16 protein-coding genes are annotated in these 17,185 nt (G+C 32.9%); 12 read left to right on the top strand and 4 right to left on the bottom strand.

What is annotated here, in order from left to right; all coding sequences use genetic code 11:
- The 5 genes from idi to NH26_RS05510 are packed head-to-tail and all read left to right on the top strand — an operon-like array spanning window position 1 to window position 3,792.
- The gene (gene idi / locus NH26_RS05530) at window positions 1-528 is read left to right on the top strand and encodes an isopentenyl-diphosphate Delta-isomerase (RefSeq protein ID WP_044219202.1); all 528 of its coding nucleotides are present in this window, start codon (window positions 1-3) and stop codon (window positions 526-528) included.
- Entirely contained in the window at window positions 525-1,973 is a 1,449-nt protein-coding gene (gene crtD / locus NH26_RS05525) for a 1-hydroxycarotenoid 3,4-desaturase CrtD (protein WP_044219505.1), read from the top strand. The genes idi and crtD overlap by 4 nt, the downstream gene beginning before the upstream one ends.
- Window positions 1,966-2,637 (top strand): carotenoid biosynthesis protein, encoded by a 672-nt coding sequence (locus NH26_RS05520; RefSeq protein ID WP_044219205.1) that lies wholly within the window; start codon window positions 1,966-1,968, stop codon window positions 2,635-2,637. The genes crtD and NH26_RS05520 overlap by 8 nt, the downstream gene beginning before the upstream one ends.
- 5 nt (window positions 2,638-2,642) lie before the next feature.
- Entirely contained in the window at window positions 2,643-3,137 is a 495-nt protein-coding gene (locus tag NH26_RS05515; protein ID WP_044219208.1) for a sterol desaturase family protein, read from the top strand.
- A complete protein-coding gene (locus NH26_RS05510) occupies window positions 3,121-3,792 on the top strand; it encodes a lycopene cyclase domain-containing protein (RefSeq protein WP_044219209.1) in 672 nt (223 codons plus the stop codon). The genes NH26_RS05515 and NH26_RS05510 overlap by 17 nt, the downstream gene beginning before the upstream one ends.
- Window positions 3,793-3,887: 95 nt before the next feature.
- Here NH26_RS05510 and NH26_RS05505 read toward each other — a convergent pair whose 3' ends face one another.
- Together NH26_RS05505 and NH26_RS05500 are read right to left on the bottom strand one after the other, a co-directional pair.
- Window positions 3,888-5,198 carry a TRAP transporter large permease gene (locus tag NH26_RS05505; protein ID WP_044219211.1) on the bottom strand — a complete coding sequence of 437 codons (1,311 nt, stop codon included), beginning with the start codon at window positions 5,196-5,198 and terminating at the stop codon, window positions 3,888-3,890.
- Window positions 5,195-5,701, bottom strand: coding sequence for a TRAP transporter small permease subunit (locus NH26_RS05500; RefSeq protein WP_044219213.1), 507 nt, complete (start codon window positions 5,699-5,701; stop codon window positions 5,195-5,197). Before NH26_RS05500 ends, NH26_RS05505 begins: the two co-directional genes overlap by 4 nt.
- 238 nt (window positions 5,702-5,939) lie before the next feature.
- On the opposite strand from NH26_RS05500, the gene NH26_RS05495 reads away from it, so the two are divergent.
- The 3 genes from NH26_RS05495 to NH26_RS05485 all read left to right on the top strand — a co-directional run bounded on the left by NH26_RS05495 (window position 5,940) and on the right by NH26_RS05485 (window position 10,667).
- Window positions 5,940-6,671: an isoprenyl transferase gene (locus tag NH26_RS05495; RefSeq protein ID WP_044219215.1), complete on the top strand. Its 732-nt coding sequence runs from the start codon at window positions 5,940-5,942 to the stop codon at window positions 6,669-6,671.
- Window positions 6,672-6,712: 41 nt separating this feature from the next.
- Entirely contained in the window at window positions 6,713-9,250 is a 2,538-nt protein-coding gene (bamA, locus tag NH26_RS05490; RefSeq protein ID WP_139262895.1) for an outer membrane protein assembly factor BamA, read from the top strand.
- A gap of 274 nt (window positions 9,251-9,524) precedes the next feature.
- Entirely contained in the window at window positions 9,525-10,667 is a 1,143-nt protein-coding gene (locus NH26_RS05485; protein ID WP_044219220.1) for an acyl-CoA dehydrogenase, read from the top strand.
- A gap of 61 nt (window positions 10,668-10,728) precedes the next feature.
- Here the strand turns inward: NH26_RS05485 and NH26_RS05480 are convergent, their stop codons facing one another.
- Window positions 10,729-12,549, bottom strand: coding sequence for a glycosyltransferase (locus tag NH26_RS05480; protein ID WP_044219222.1), 1,821 nt, complete (start codon window positions 12,547-12,549; stop codon window positions 10,729-10,731).
- Window positions 12,550-12,837: 288 nt separating this feature from the next.
- Here NH26_RS05480 and NH26_RS05475 point away from each other — a divergent pair, with 288 nt between their 5' ends.
- The 4 genes from NH26_RS05475 to NH26_RS05460 all read left to right on the top strand — a co-directional run bounded on the left by NH26_RS05475 (window position 12,838) and on the right by NH26_RS05460 (window position 16,153).
- Window positions 12,838-13,230, top strand: a complete 393-nt coding sequence (locus NH26_RS05475; protein WP_044219223.1) for a type III secretion system chaperone family protein — start codon at window positions 12,838-12,840, stop codon at window positions 13,228-13,230.
- Between the two features lie 8 nt (window positions 13,231-13,238).
- Window positions 13,239-14,039 (top strand): PspA/IM30 family protein, encoded by an 801-nt coding sequence (locus NH26_RS05470; protein ID WP_044219224.1) that lies wholly within the window; start codon window positions 13,239-13,241, stop codon window positions 14,037-14,039.
- A 249-nt stretch (window positions 14,040-14,288) separates the two neighbouring features.
- Window positions 14,289-14,990 carry an SPOR domain-containing protein gene (locus NH26_RS05465; RefSeq protein ID WP_044219226.1) on the top strand — a complete coding sequence of 234 codons (702 nt, stop codon included), beginning with the start codon at window positions 14,289-14,291 and terminating at the stop codon, window positions 14,988-14,990.
- A gap of 236 nt (window positions 14,991-15,226) precedes the next feature.
- The gene (locus NH26_RS05460) at window positions 15,227-16,153 is read left to right on the top strand and encodes a hypothetical protein (RefSeq protein WP_044219232.1); all 927 of its coding nucleotides are present in this window, start codon (window positions 15,227-15,229) and stop codon (window positions 16,151-16,153) included.
- On the opposite strand, the gene NH26_RS05455 is transcribed toward NH26_RS05460, so the two are convergent.
- Window positions 16,146-17,093 (bottom strand): DMT family transporter, encoded by a 948-nt coding sequence (locus tag NH26_RS05455; protein WP_044219236.1) that lies wholly within the window; start codon window positions 17,091-17,093, stop codon window positions 16,146-16,148. The two genes, NH26_RS05460 and NH26_RS05455, sit on opposite strands and share 8 nt — an antisense overlap.
- Window positions 17,094-17,185: the final 92 nt, after the last annotated feature.

Below are 17,185 nucleotides of genomic sequence, written 5' to 3'. Positions count from 1 at the left end.
ATGGAGCCAAAAGTAATTTTAGTTGATAAAAAAGATAATGAAATAGGGGCAATGGGAAAGCAACTAGCGCACATCGAAGGTGTGTTGCATCGAGCTTTTTCAGTGTTCTTATTTAATGCTAAAGGTGAATTATTATTGCAGCAAAGAGCATTAACGAAGTATCATTCTGGAGGACTATGGACTAATACTTGTTGCAGTCACCCATCACCGGGTGAAAGTTTAGAAAGTGCAGTACCAAGAAGACTTAACGAAGAGTTAGGTATTCAATCAGAAACTATACATGTTGGACACGTCTTGTACAAAGCTGAATTTGGAAATGGCCTAATTGAACATGAATATGATCATGTATTTATTGGGAATTTTGATGGAGATGTGCACATTAATAAAGAAGAAGTAGAAGCTATAAAATATGTTTCTTTAGAAGAATTGGACCAATGGTTAAAAAATAAACCTAATGACTTTACCGCTTGGTTCCCACTATGTTTGGATATAGTCAAACAAGAAATACAATCAAAAATAACTTTATGAAAAAAGCCATTGTAATAGGGGCAGGAATAGGTGGTGTTTCTGCGGCACTAAGAATAAACAAACTAGGATATGATGTGACTGTCTTAGAAGGGACAGATACAGTTGGAGGTAAACTAAAAGAATTTTCTATGGATGGATTTCGTTTTGATCGAGGTCCATCCTTATTTACTTTACCCCATTTGGTAGAAGAGTTATTTGAACTTTACAATAAAGATGTTAAACACTACTTCAAATACAAGAAACACGATATAGCCACAAATTACTTTTACAAAGATGGTACTCAGTTTACTTCTTACACTGATGCTGAAAAATTTGCGGATGAAATAAGAAAAGTTTGGGGGGTAGAGGTCAATGAAATTATGCATCAAATAATTGATGATTATAAAAAGACATCACCTATTTTCTTAGAAAGTGGTCTCACAAAAATCACAGATCTTTTCACAAAAGAAGTATTCGAAGCCTTACCAGTTTTAACAAGACTAGGTTGGTTTGAAACACTACATCAATTCAATAAAAAATATTTTAAAAACGATCAATTAGTACAACTTTTCGATAGATATGCCACGTATAATGGCTCTAATCCTTATAAGACGCCATCTATAATGAGAGTCATCAGTGCTTTAGAACATTCTGATGGTGTATTTTTCCCTGAAGAGGGTATGAGGTCGATTATTACCTCTTTGACTACTCTTGCAGAAGAAGAAGGCATTAAATTTAAGTTTAACGAAAAGGTAAAAGCAGTAAAACATCAAGGTGGAGACATTAAAGAAGTTGCCACACAAAATAATGTTTACCATGCAGATGTATTTATTTGTAATGCTGATGTAAACTTCTTTATTCCAGAGGTCTTGAATGAGAAAATAAAAACACCCAAACCTAAAGAATTATCTTCTTCAGCAATGGTGTTTTATTGGGGTGTAGATCACTCATTTGAGGAGTTGGATTTGCATAATATCTTTTTCTCTGATGATTATAAAAAGGAGTTTACTCAACTTTTCGAGGAATTAAAAATACCTGAAGATCCAACCATATACGTTCATATTAGTAGTAAATTAAATAAAAAGGATGCTCCAAAAGGTGCTGAAAATTGGTTTGTAATGATAAATGTTCCAGCCAATCCTGAATTGTTTACAGATCAAAAAGTTGCTGAAATAGAAAATTTTGTAAAGAGTAAATTATCAGAATTTTTAAAGGTTGATTTACATCAAAAAGTGATTTGTTCTAAAAACTGGACGCCAAAAACTATTGAAAACGACACATTAAGTTGGAAAGGAGCACTTTATGGTTTGAATAGTAATAAACTCACGCATGCTTTATATAGACAAAGAAATCAATCCAATAAATATAAAAATCTATATTTTGTTGGAGGCAGTGTGCATCCTGGTGGAGGAATACCTCTCTGTTTAAATAGTTCTAAAATTGTTGAAACTTTAATCAATGAGTAAGCAAGAACTGTTTTTGAAACTAAAATCTTATTCTTTAGAAAATAAGGTAAAAGGTATTTTAGCTATATTTTATGCTGTAGGAGGGATTGTAGCCTTTACATCATTTAATCAATTGTTATTACCTCTTTCACCTATTCTTTTAATAAGTTCACTTTTAGTAATTCTGTACTTTGAGGAGAATAAAAACTATTTATTCTATTCTTGGTTTGTATTTACTTATTTGGTCAGCTTTTTTGTTGAATGGCACGGTACGACATATGGTGTTTTATTTGGTGAGTATTATTATTTAAATAACCTCGGACCTAAAGTATTTGATGTTCCTTTGGTAATTCCTGTCAATTGGATCATACTAGCCATTGCGGGTAGTAACCTAGGAGCACTTTTAAAAAAGAATAAATTTCCATTATTGGTGGCAGTTATCATAAGTAGTATAACTGTTGTGATGCTAGATGTATTGATAGAAATTGTATGTGAACCACTCGGTTTTTGGTATTGGACGGATCAAATGCCTCCCTTTAAAAATTATTTTACATGGTGGTTTTTTATGTCTATCTTTATTTTTCTAAAAGTCAAATACATTAGCAATAGAAACAACTTATCAATATTTATTTTTTTACTAATTCTAGGATACTTTACATTACAAGTATTCGCTCATAATCTATAATCAAAATGGATATATTTTTAAATACTCTAATAGTACTAACAACCTTCTTTGTGATGGAAATTGTAGCTTGGGCTACTCACAAATATGTAATGCATGGTTTCTTGTGGTATTTACATGAAGATCATCACGAACCTCATGATAATTTCTTTGAGAAGAACGATGCCTTCTTCCTTATTTTTGCAGTTCCCTCATGGTTGGGAATTATGTTGGGAATGATGTATAATCAATATGTTTTTGTTTGGATTGGAGTAGGTATAGCACTTTATGGCTTGTGTTATTTCTTAACACACGATGTACTTATTCATCGTAGATTTAAATGGTTTGATAAAACTAATAATAGATATTTCAGGGCAATTAGAAAAGCACATAAAGTACACCATAAAAATCAAGGGAAGTACGATAGTCAATGTTTTGGGATGTTGATAGTTCCTATGAAATATTGGCAACAAGCTAAAGCAAAACCAAAGAAAATAAAGCATAACAATGCCGGAGCAATTTAATTTATACTTGGTCATTAACCTTATTGCCATTGCAGGGCCATTTTTTTTAAGTTTTGATAAAAAAGTGGCCTTTTATAAAAAATGGAGTAAGCTTATTTATGCACTGATTTTCCTTTGGTCAATTTATTTGCCTTGGGATATTTTTTTTGCAGCTACAGAAGAATGGGGCTTTAATCCAGATTATTTAATCGGGTTAGACCTTGCCTTCTTACCTTTGGAGGAATGGATGTTTTTCATCATCATCCCTTATTGTTTTTTATTCATTTATGAATGTATAAAAGCATATTTCCCAAAATCAGAAGCTAAAACTGAACTTCCTTTTTATTTTTTATTTGGAATTGCATTAGGTCAATTTTTACATGGAGGTATCTACTCATACATGAACCTTGTGGTAATTATTTTTGGTTTTCTAATCTCTAGAAAACACCTTAATCAAGCATTTTGGTATAGCTACCTTATTACTATTGGTCCATTTTTAATTTTTAATGGTATACTCACTGGGAGTGTAACTCCCCAACCTGTTGTTTGGTATAATACAGCAGCATTTAGTGGGGTGAGAATAGGAACAATACCTACAGAAGATTTCATCTACCTATTGGGAATGATGCTACTATGTATTAAAGGTTGGTATTGGATGGATAGAAAATCTGAGTAAACAGATGAACACCCAAAATAGGTAATCATTTTTTAGTCTAATCAAGTTAGCATTGAAGTGTGGATCACAGCTACTTGATTAGACTAATTTTTTTCTTAATCATTAAGAAAATTGGGTAGCCATGTGACAATGGAAGGGAAAAATACCACTACTGCTATCAAAAATAGCTGAATGCCAATATAGGGCAATATTCCTTTATATATGTGTGATGTTCTGATCGTATCAGGTGCAACACCTTTAAGATAGAATAATGAAAATCCGAAAGGAGGGGTTAAGAATGATGTTTGTAAATTAAGAGAGATCAATATACCTATCCAAAGTAGGTTCATATCATACATGATGAAAATGGGAGTGACTACTGGAATGAAAATGAAAATAATCTCAATAAAATCTATAAAAAAGCCTGCGATAAATATCCCAATCATTACAATGAGAAGAAATGAATAGGGAGATAAATCAGCTTCTTGAATAAAATGGACTAAAAGGTCATCACCACCCAATCCTCTAAAAACTAATCCGAAAGCTGTAGCACCTACCAATATCATAAATACCATACTACTTAAATGAGCACTTTCATAAGCGGCTTCTTTAATGACTTTCCAAGTGAGTTTCTTTTCTAATAGAGTTAAGATCGATGCACATAAAGCCCCAATACCTGCAGCTTCTGTTGGTGAAGCAATACCCAAAAAGATACTTCCTAAAACTGCAATAATTAATAAAAATGGCAGAATGAAAGTGTTTAATAATGTTTTTGTTGACAAGCCTTCTTTAAACTCCTTTATCTCTTCTTTTGAAAAATGAGGGACTTTGTCAGGATTAAATCGTGCATACACGTAGACATAAACAATATATAAGAATACTAAAGTAACCCCAGGGATGACAGCGGCAATAAAAAGGTCTCCTATAGAAACGTTCATTACATTACCCATCAGAATTAAAACAATACTTGGAGGAATAATTTGTCCTAATGTCCCAGATGCAGCTATAATTCCTGTGGCATACTCTTCTTTATAACCTCTGTTCAACATCGTAGGTAAACTCATCAGTCCCATGGTAACCACAGTTGCTCCTACAATGCCAGTAGATGCGGCAAGCATTGCTCCAACAATGGCAACAGATATCGCAATACCACCTCTAAACCTGCCCAAGAGTATAGCCATAGTTTGTAAAAGTCTTTGAGCGATCCCAGATTTTTCAAGCATGACTCCCATATAAATAAATAAAGGGACAGCAATTAAAATTTGGTTATTCATTGTGCCGTAAATTCTTAGTGGTAACAAGTAAAAAATATCAGTACCAAAGGTGAAGTAACCAAAAATTATAGAAATTCCTGCCAACGTAAAAGCAACAGGAAAACCTAGGAGAAGAGCAGAGAATAGGCAAATAAATAATAGAAACAATATCATACTGAAGTTTTAGTTTTTAGTACTTGTAATTTCATTAATAGTAAGCTGATACCTTGCAATAACAATAGCCCCATAGAAACAGGAATAACAGCTTTAATTAAAAAGCGATAAGGAAGACCACCTGCATCCGTTGATTTCTCCATTATTACCCATGAATTATATACATAGGGAATACTAGCATCAATCACTAGAAGGCAAAAAGGAATTAAAAAAAATAGTGTTCCAAAAATATCAATGCAAGCTTTCGTTTTTTCTGAAAACTTTTGATAAAGTGCATCAACTCTAACATGCTTATCTTTAAATAAAGTGTATGGAGCATTAAGCAGAAAAATACAGCCAAATAAATACCATTCTAATTCTGTAACTCCAGCAGTACTAAAATTGAAAAAATAACGTAAAGCAACGTCAACACATACAAGTAAAATTAAAATGATAGAAAATAAAGCGATTCCTTTTCCAATTGTTTTATTTAACAAATTAATCCAATGTGATAGTCTGTTCATAGTAAAAAAGAGTAATCTTGATCTATCTGTCTGATTATCCGACAGTATCGAGATGAATAGCTAAAAAAATGTTATTTCATTAACAACAAAAATAGTTCATAATATTAAATTAGTTACAAAACTTTCTACTTTTGATTCAAAATTGGTTGATAACTGTTCGAATTATCTTTAATTTCGCCGTTCAGTAGCTTAATTATAGTCTACATATAAATTTATTGTTCAAGAAGGGGTTTTTACCATGAGTATTAACAGAGATAAAGCAAACCTACCAAAACATGTAGCGATCATTATGGATGGCAACGGAAGGTGGGCAAAGAAACAAGGAGCAAAAAGAATTTTTGGTCACAAAAATGCTATCAAAGCAGTAAGGGAAGCAACCGAGGGTTGTGCAGAACTTGGTGTCGATTTCTTAACTCTTTATGCTTTTTCTACAGAAAATTGGGATAGACCAAAAGCTGAAGTTTTTGGCCTTATGAAATTATTAGTTTCGACCATCAGATCTGAGACTAAAACCTTGACAAAGAATAATGTGAAGCTTAGAGCTATTGGTGATATATCTAAATTACCAGCCGACTGTCAAAAAGAATTGCAAGAAGCAATACAACTAACAGAAGGAAATACGGGTCTAACTTTAGTGTTAGCATTAAGCTATAGTGGCAGATGGGATATAACTCAAGCTACTCAACGCATGAGTGAAGATTTTAAAGAAGGTAAAATTGATGTTATCGAACAAGATACTATCAAACAATATCTTTCAACTGCTTCTATGCCTGATCCTGAACTCCTCATCAGAACAAGCGGAGAACAAAGAATTAGTAATTTCTTATTATGGGAAATTGCTTATACTGAATTATTTTTTACTAATATACTTTGGCCTGATTTCAGAAGAGAAGTACTTCATGAAGCTATAGGAGCTTTCCAAAATAGAGAGCGCCGTTATGGTAAAACAAGTGAACAACTCACTACTTAAAATCTAAAGCAAAAGTTACACTAAGACATCAAGCAAGACGCATGATATCATCTAAGAAAACAGTGAAATCACTGTTGATGTTCATTTCAGTTTGGACGCTCGCAATAACTTCCTCTTATGCTCAATTTGGAACTAACTACGGTTCTCAAAGTAATAAGTATAACGTAGACTATGGTACACCTGTCGAATATACTATCGCAGGTATAGATGTTGTGGGTGCCGATTTTAACGACAAAAACGCACTTATCAATATCGCTGGCTTTAAAGTAGGCGAAAAGATAAAAATTCCTGGTGACGCAATCAGTAAAGCAGTAAAGAAACTGTGGAAACTTGGTATCGTTGGTGATGTTCAAATAAATATCACAGAGATACAAGGTAACGACGTATATCTTCAAATTGCGTTAAAAGAGAGACCTAAACTATCAAAATTTTATTTTGAAGGTATCAAAAAAGGTCAAGCAAAAACACTAACTGATAAAGTACAATTGGTTAGAGGTAGAATTGTTACTGAGTCTATGATTCGTAACACACAGAATGTTATTAAAGGTCATTACGCTGAGAAAGGTTTTAAAAATACTGAAGTAAAGATCGTTAAAGAAAAAGATCCTGTACTTGCCAATAGCGTAGTATTAAGAATTGATGTTAATAAGAACTCTAAAGTAAAGATTGAGACAATTGATCTTACTGGTGTTGAAAAACTTACTGAAAAGAAAGTTAAGCGTAAACTGAAGAAGACTAAAGAGAAGAGATTCGGTAGAATATTCACTCCTTCAAAGTTTATTGAAGAAGAATATGTAAATGATAAGAAAAGTTTAGTTCAATATTATAACGAAGAAGGATACAGAGATGCAGAAATACTAAGAGATTCTGTTTACGATGTAACTCCTGCAACTGTAGGTATTGATATTGATATATATGAAGGTACTCGTTACTATTATAGAAAAATTACTTGGACTGGTAATTATAAATATAATGATGAAGAATTAGGTAGGGTATTAGGTATCTCTAAAGGTGATGTTTATAATACTACTGAATTAAATAAGCGTTTATCATTCAACCCGAACGGACAAGATATCTCTGCTTTATATATGGATGATGGTTACCTATTCTTTAGTGTAACACCAACTGAAGTGATGGTGGAAGGAGATTCTGTTGATATTGAAATGAGAGTTTTTGAAGGTGAACAAGCTTACGTTTCAAAAATTCTTGTGAACGGTAACACAAAAACTTCCGATCACGTAATTTATCGTGAAATCCGTACTTTACCAGGACAGAAATTCTCAAGATCGGATTTAATTAGAACGCAAAGAGAACTATCAACTCTAGGTTATTTTGACCCAGAAACAATAGACATTCAGCCGAAACCTAATATGTCAAATGGTACTGTAGATATTCAGTACGGTTTAACAGAAAAGGCCAATGACCAAATTGAATTATCTGGTGGTTGGGGTGGTTTCTACGGTTTCGTAGGTACAGTAGGTTTAGTTTTTAATAACTTCTCATTAAGAAACGTAACAGATTTTTCTAAATGGAAACCTTTGCCAGCCGGTGATGGACAACGTTTACAGTTAAGAGTTCAAGCATCTGGTATTCAATACCAAACTTATTCAGTTTCATTTACTGAACCTTGGTTAGGAGGTAGAAAGCCAAACTCATTAACAGTAAGTTATAACTACTCAAATCAGAACTCATATAGTGGTGATGTAAAAATTGGTAGTTTAGGTATTAATGCAGCAACGGTTGCGTTAGGTCGTAGATTACAATGGCCAGATGACTGGTTTACAATGTCAAATTCAATTTCATTCCTTAAGTATGATTTGAATAACTGGTATGCAACAGGATTTGGAGATTATAATAATGGTAACTCATATAACTTGACTTTCAATACAACGATATCTAGAAATAGTATTGACCAGCCAACTTATCCTCGTAGAGGTTCTCAAGTATCATTAAGCGTTAGTTTAACTCCTCCTTATTCTTCATTCGGTGATAAAGATTTCTCAGATCCTTCAATTTCAGATGAAGAGAGATATAAATGGGTGGAATACCATAAATGGATGTTTGATAATGCTTGGTACCAATCAATTATTGGTGACTTAGTAATGGCTGTTAGAGCACACGTTGGTTTCCTTTCTGCTTATAATCAAGATAAAGGTTTAGGTCCATTTGAACGTTTCATTATGGGTGGTGATGGTTTAACACAACAATTTGCCCTTCTAGGTACAGAAACCATTGGTTTAAGAGGTTATGAAAACAACTCAATCGTTCCTTACGAATCGAATGGACTAGGTGGTGTTGTTTACAACAAATATGTAATGGAACTTAGATATCCAGTATCGTTGAACCCTGCAGCTACCATTTATTTATTAGGTTTTGCTGAAGGTGGTAATAACTGGGCAACATTGGATGAGTTTAACCCATTTGAAATGTATAAGTCGGCCGGTTTTGGTGCAAGAATCTTTATGCCAGCATTTGGTATGTTAGGTATTGACTGGGCTTACGGTTTCGACGCTGCTCCAGGACGATCTGATCCAAGTGGTAGCCAATTCCACTTCACAATTGGTCAACAGTTGAGATAATAATATTCAATATATATCAGAAGCCCTCAAATTTTTTTGAGGGCTTTTTTTATTTTTCTCCTTTTTGATAAAATGCACTTTTCGAAAATAATCTTTCAAATCTTAAGCAATTTGAGATAGAATATTCTAAATATTTTATTGTAAACAATTGTAGAAATAAGTAGTATTGATATTAAATGAATGATTATTCAGTAACATATGTTTAATTTTCTATTTTAAATGATATATTTGATAATAGAACACACACATTAAACACAATTACCAATTTACACACATGAATTTTGAACTAACTGAAGAGCAGCAGGCCGTAAGAGATGCTGCAAGAGATTTTGCACAATCTGAATTATTACCTGAGGTCATTGAGAGAGATACGGAACAAAGGTTTCCAAAGGAGCAGGTAAAACAAATGGGAGAATTAGGCTTTATGGCCATGATGGTTGATCCTAAGTATGGAGGAGGAGGAATGGATACCATTTCTTATGTAGTAGCTATGGAAGAACTCTCTAAGATTGATGCTTCTGCATCTGTATCTATGTCAGTAAATAACTCATTAGTTTGTTGGGGACTAGAAAAATATGGTACAGAGGAACAAAAACAAAAATATTTAAAACCATTAGCTTCAGGTGAAGCAATAGGTGCTTTTTGTTTATCTGAACCTGAAGCAGGTAGTGATGCTACTTCGCAAGTGACCGAAGCATTAGATCATGGTGATCATTATATTCTAAATGGTACGAAGAACTGGATTACCAATGGGAATTCAGCGTCTATTTATTTGGTGATTGCTCAAACAGATCGTGAAAAAGGTCATAAAGGAATCAACTGCCTTATTGTAGAAAAAGGTATGGACGGCTTTGTGGTCGGAAAGAAAGAGGATAAGCTTGGAATTAGAGGATCAGATACTCATATGCTAAGTTTTACTGATGTTAAGGTGCCTAAGGAGAATCGGGTAGGTGAGGAAGGTTTTGGTTTTAAGTTTGCCATGTCTACTTTAAACGGAGGTCGAATCGGTATTGCTGCTCAAGCATTAGGTATTGCAGCAGGTGCTTATGAGTTAGCCTTAAAATATTCTAAAGAAAGAAAGACATTTGGGAAGCCTATTTGTGAACATCAAGCCATTTCTTTTAAGTTAGCAGATATGGCAACGAAAATAGAAGCAGCCCGTTTGTTGGTTTACAAAGCTGCTTGGTTAAAAGATCAAGGAGAAGATTTTTCAGAGGCATCAGCAATGGCAAAGCTTTACGCTTCTGAAGTGGCTATGGATGTAACTGTAGAGGCTGTGCAAGTACATGGAGGTTATGGCTATGTGAAAGAATACCACGTCGAACGTTTAATGAGAGATGCTAAAATCACTCAAATATATGAGGGTACTTCTGAGATACAAAAGATTGTGATATCAAGGAGTATTCTGAATGATTAAGAATAAAAAAGCCGAAGGAATTAAATTTCTTCGGCTTTTTTATTGTGAAAAAATAGACTGATTATCTTTCCATTACAAGGTTGTAAGTTTTGATATAATAATCATATAATTCATTCCAATCAAAGTGATAAGATGATTGTTCAACTCTACTTCGTTGAGCAATTCTATCTCTTCTTTCCATGGTCACAAAATCATACATAAAATTAGCTAGCTCCTCAGCTGAATGTGAATAATCACTATGCTTTCTATGTATTGTTTCAATACCTTCCACTTTTGTACGTTTCAAGTCGTTGATGACAAAATCACCAAATCCGGCTAAATCAGAAGTAACAGCAGGGATACCACGTGCTACACATTCCATTGGTGTGTAACCCCACGGCTCGTAATACGATGGGAATACCCCAAGGTGACATCCTCTTACGAATTCATCATAATCAATACCGAAAAGAGGATTCATAGAAGATACAAAGTCTGGATGGTAAACTAATTTTACTTTGTCTCCCTCGTAGTTTAATAAACCAGAAGTACGAGCAAAGTTTAGAATGTCATCTTTTGCATCATCTTTTAAGTTGTGAGTGGTAATGTAAGGTAACCTAGAAGTTTTCCATGATTGTACCGTTCTTCTTAGTTGAAGACGAAGACTTTCAGGGATTAATTCTTCTATTGTAGGCGTTTCGATCATATCACCTTTAGAAGCGACATAGAATAACCTTTCACCCACACTTTTTTCCATCGCATCACAAATCTTTCTAATCTCACCTAATACAGCTCTAGATTCAAGCTCAATAGGGTTAATTGTATGATAATCTTGCTTAGTGATGAAGAATGTAACAACAGTTTTATTAATGTTGTTCACTCTTAATTTATGATTTAATCTGGCTAATGCTTCTAAAGTTAGATCAAAGCCTTTGTTTTTGTATTCGTATCTTCCTGAAGTAAAGAAGTACAGTGTATTATTTAAATCAAAAGAATAAGATTGGAAGAAGTGTCCCATGACAAATTCGTGAATCTTCTCTTTATATCTTTGATGCAAAACTTGCGATTCGTGTAAAGCTTCAAAACGATTTATATTGATACCATTTGGTACTATCGAATCAATTTCTCTACCCAATAAGTACTTACACTCTACGGCAGTAAGCCTACTCACAGTACTAAATACATGTGAACCGTGTGCCGCAGCTCTCTCAATTGATACCTGAGGTAGAATATTAAAGTGTTCAGCCTCTTTTGTCCAATTGTAAGTCCCTTTTTCTAAGTTTTTATAGAATTCTGGGTCGTTCATTGCCAAATAACGACCAAGTAACGTAGCGTGAGTGGTGAAAATAGTTTTTATGTTAAGGTTCCTTCTACGAATTTCAGGGATAGGAATACCAGCCATCCATTCGTGCATATGAGCCACAACACTTTGCTTATTATTATTTAAATCATCTAATTCTTGGAAGAAATCAGTCATCTGAGAAGCCAACATTATGGTCTGATCAAAAAGATCATCACCATCAAACGATGGAATGTTATGAGATTCCCAATTCGATTTTTTGATATCAGTTAGCTTCCAAGCTTCATTTTGAGGCTTAAATAAAACTACTTTAGGTCTACCAGATACTAACCATCTGCCATAATGAACTTCATATCCTTTACTTCTAAGTGATCTTACAGTTTTAGAGACTAAATCATCTCCATCGTCACTAATTGGATCGAAAACAGCAGAGATATTGTTGTTTACATAAGGACCAATAAGACAATAATTGTCATCGCCAATATGTTGTAATACGTTTAGGATTTTAGACTTGATTACAGTATAGATACCCCCAACTTGGTTACACACTTCCCAAGCTCCTTCAATAAGCAGTGGGGTTTCTTTAAGATGTACTTTCTTTGGCATATATAGTTGCGTATTTTGATAATTTAGTTTGTAATAAGCAAAAAACTTAATTTCAACCGATTGAACAAATATAGTTACACTTTTTTTAATATTTTTTGAATTGATTTTAATGATTGAAAATGATCATCAAAAATTCTACATGATGATGTAATTTTATCATTTTTTAATAATTTGTAATAAGTTGATGTTGAATGGATTATTTGAAAATAAACTGATAGTATATTCTAAATAGCATCAAAATTATTTTATATTCGTATTAAACATTATTAATTAACTAAAAATCGCGAAATGAATAACTTCGAAAAAGTTAAAGGTTACTTACTAAATCTTGGCTATGATATTATCAGTGAGGATGAGCAAGAGCAATTGTTTATCATATCAGATGAAGAAGAGGGCTTACTAAATGTAGTAGTAGATTGTGAAGATCCAATTCTAATTGTAGAAATGCATTTAATTGACCTAAAGGATGAGAAACCTGATTTCTATAAACAACTTCTGATTAAAAATAGAAACTTTGTTCACGGTGCTTTTGTCATTGATGAGGAAGGGAATAGATTACTTTACAGAGATACTCTTGAATTAGTAAATCTTGATGAAAATGAATTAGAAGGGACACTAAACGCTTTGAAATTGGTGATTAGTGAGAATTATACCTTATTACTTGATTACGCACAAAACTAATAAAGAATATGTTTAAAAGATTATTTGGTTGGATGTCATCAGAAGCCAACTCGGCAATGGATAAATTAGAGGATCCAATAAAAATGACAGATCAAGGTATCCGAGATTTAAAAAAAGATTTAGATAGTAGTTTACAAGGTTTAGCCCAAGTGAAAGCCATTGCTATTCGTACACGTAAGGAATACGAACAACAGAAGCAAGCGTCAAAGGATTGGGAAAGAAAAGCCATTATGTTACTTCAAAAGGGGCAGGCAGGTCAAATAGATCCAGCAGAAGCAGATCGTTTGGCTACTGAAGCTCTGAATAAAAAAGAACAAGCTGCCCAGTCAGTTGCCTCTCATGAGAAAATGGTACAAACCAATGATGCACAAGTAGCTAAGATGGAGCAAAATGTTCAAAAATTAAAGTCACAAATTTCGCAATGGGAAAATGAAGCGAAGACTTTAAAAGCTAGAGCAAAAGTAAGTGAAGCTTCTTCTAAAATTAATAAGCAATTAGCGTCAATTGATTCTTCTAGTACAATGGCAATGTTGGAAAGAATGAAAGATAAAGTTGAGGCACAAGAAGCTTTAGCAGAATCTTATGGAGATATTGCAGATGCTAATGTTACTGTTGATGATGAAATTAACAAAGCATTAGGACCAGGTAGTGGGTCTTCTTCGTTAGCTTTAGAAGAATTAAAAGAGAAAATGAGACTAGGAGATGGCTCTTCTCAACAAAATACCACACAAGGTAATGCAGATAACACTGATGCTGGAGAATTGTCTGAATTGGATAAATTAAAGCAGCAATTAAAAAAGGATGAATAATATTATTTAATAATTCTTCGTCATACATTTATTAATACTCACTTTAAAGTACATTTTAAACTGTAAATAGTTTAATTTTACTACTTAACGTGAGTATTTTTTTATATGTATGATAAATTAATTGTCATCTTTAATGGTAATTTAATCTTTAATCATTAGCTTTATAATAGACAGGTTTCATAATTCCATGTTATCGTTTGTCTTTGCTGACAATGTAACTCATTAATTAAATATCAATTTTTATCAATAATGAAAACCACTAGAAAGAATCTCCCTATCATATTTCTTTTATTTGCCTTTGTTGTTTCATTTTCATCTTATGGACAGAGCAAGAAGAAATTAAAACAAATGAATGCTCAACTTACTTCTGAAAATCAAGAATTAAGAAGTAGTAAGGATGATTTAGAGAAAAAGACAAATTCTTTAGCTGCCATGAATGAGCAATTATCTTATGAGATGGAAAGCTTAAAATCTGATGTAAGTAAATTACAAGCAGAGAATAGCAATCTTAAAGATGAAATTGATGAATTAGAAACAGAGAATGAAGGATTAGTTGCTGCTGTAGAAAATTCTAAGTCAAGTTCAAGTGCTGTAGCAAATGGTAATAATATGCCTAAAAACAGTGCGTCTTGTTCTAGTAAGCAAGGTCAATTACAAAATAATAGATCTTATTTTGTAGACTTAACTAGCACTATCACGGCTCATGGTTGGGGTGTACAAGTGTATTCTTCTAAAAGCTTATGTGATGCACAAGGATATGCAGAACAATTTGAGGCTTATTATAAAATGTGGAAAACATATGTAAAAGTATCACAGGAAAATGGAGAGCAAATTTACAGTGTTGTTTATGGAACTCTAAAATACGAAGACCAAGCTAAAGTTTATATGGAAAACTTTAAGAAAATTGGTAGAAACGAAAATGAAAGAAATGCAATTTTAGTGCAACACTAAAAGCAAATCTAACATTATATAGATCTTTAAAATCACAGGTTATGAATTATAATCTGTGATTTTTTTTGTGGTTATCGGAATTAGAAATAGATAATTTTTTGTCTAAATTGATTCAAAGTCAAGTCTTAAATAAGTAATAAGTAATATGGAATATTTATTGCTTTAATTTTTGAAAGTTGTTCATCCAACTTAAGTATATTTTGATAATAGAAATTCAATTGAAATTTTATTTTTAAGTGAAAAAAAGGACAGTATCATATAAATGGAGACAAATTGTAAAGTGGTTTTACGGCTACTTTTTTGCATGTTTTGTGATAGCTGTGTCTAATTTTTCCGCTTTTAGACAAATCGAAGACCAAGATGTAATCGTAGAAAAAGTGATTGATCTTAGACAGGAAACAATGACTATGACATTAGCAGCTCAAGAATTCTTGTCTTATGAAGCTCATTATGAGGAATTTCATCGCTCTCGTCAGGCTACTCCAATTATGAATGAATACCATAGAATGGATAAGAAATTGGAAGCCTATGTAAATGATGTGATGAAATCTAATGATTCTTGGAAAGTAGCTTATGAAGACGATTTACAGCAATTCAGTGATTTATTAAGTAAACATAGAAAGACATTCTCTAAAATTGTTACCCAGTTAAAGTATAGAGGTTCTCAGACGTCTGGAATGATAGGTGATTTACAAAAAAGAACTAAAGCATTACAGGAAGATCCCTATGTGAATAACGTTTTATTGGAAGAAATGAGATTATTAGAGAAAAGCTATTTATTAAGTGCCGATACCTCTGATTTTTATAAGATTAGAGAGATCAATCATCGCCTACAAAAAGAAGTAAAGGTGATAGAAATGCCAGATAGCAGAAAGCATAATATATTAAACCATTTAAGACGATATAACTCCATTTTATTACGTATCGTACAGGTAGATGATAGGATTGGTTTTAGAGGGGATGTAGGGCTTACATTAACCTTACAGCAAAATACAGAAGCTATTATTGAACTGTCTGAGAAAATGTACAGAATGGCACAATCAAACAAAGATTGGTGGATGTCTACAAGTAGATGGATTGCTGTAATTTTCGGTACTTTATCAGTTTGTGTTTTACTGGTCTTGAGTCTAACCACTAACGAACTAATTAATAAAATTAGGTAGTTGTTGATGAGCTATCATCTAGTTCATCTAATTTAAAAAAGTATCTAGCTAAAGGCATAGCAAGAATTGCGAAGGCAATCATAAAAGCTCCTCCATAAAAATATATATCCATCAATTCACTTTCTCCAAAAAAGATATAGGCAATAAATCCTCCATAAATTGGAGAAACATTATTAGCTAAGGAAACACTAAAAGGCGTGATATTTTTCATCACCTTAACAATAGAGCTGTAAGCTATTATAGAAAAAACAATTGCTAAAATGATAATCAACAATATATCTAATGATGTAGGAGTGTGGAAGCTAGCTTTTGATATATATTTTAAGAAATAGGGTAAAAACATACTTGTTGCCGCAAAAGCACCACACATTTGATAGAATGTAATGACTAAATAATGGTATTTCTTAGAATATTTTGAAGTGAGAATTGTAACAACAGCTGCAAAGAAAGCCGCTAGAATGGCAGCAAACATACCTTCACTGTAAGCAAAACCTGAACTAAAAATCATATAAACACCAAATAGAGCAGATAACCCCGTCATTACTTCTGTGAATGTAGGCTTCTTTTTACTTACAAGAGGATAAATAAAACTGACCCAAATAGGGGTTGTAGCAATACCCACCAATGTAACAGAGGTATTTGATTTTTTTGCTGCAATAACAAAAAGAACCCAATAGATGGCCGTGAGTAAACCCGTAAATACGAGCATCACAATATGAGACATTTTAACTTTGATCTTAATCTTTTTATAAAGAATAATACAAAGTACAATAGATGTGGCTATTAAAGTTCTTAGGAATACAATTTCTACAGATGATAATGTGATGTAGATATTGATAATTGGAATCATAGATGAACACATGATCCAAAAATGAAGTTCAGCATATGCTGCTTTTTCACCTTTAAAGCCGAATTTATTGAGAAGCGTTTCTAAGGCCAATGTATCTTGTTTATTTGTGAATAATGATCAATTTACTGTAATTATTCCAAATTCTGAAATGATTGAATTCGAGATAGAAATAAAAGTCTTCA

Source organism: Flammeovirga pacifica, from assembly GCF_000807855.2.
Lineage (GTDB): Bacteria > Bacteroidota > Bacteroidia > Cytophagales > Flammeovirgaceae > Flammeovirga > Flammeovirga pacifica.
Note: the sequence above shows the minus strand (reverse complement) of the source record. Positions and strands in the feature narration are given on the sequence as shown.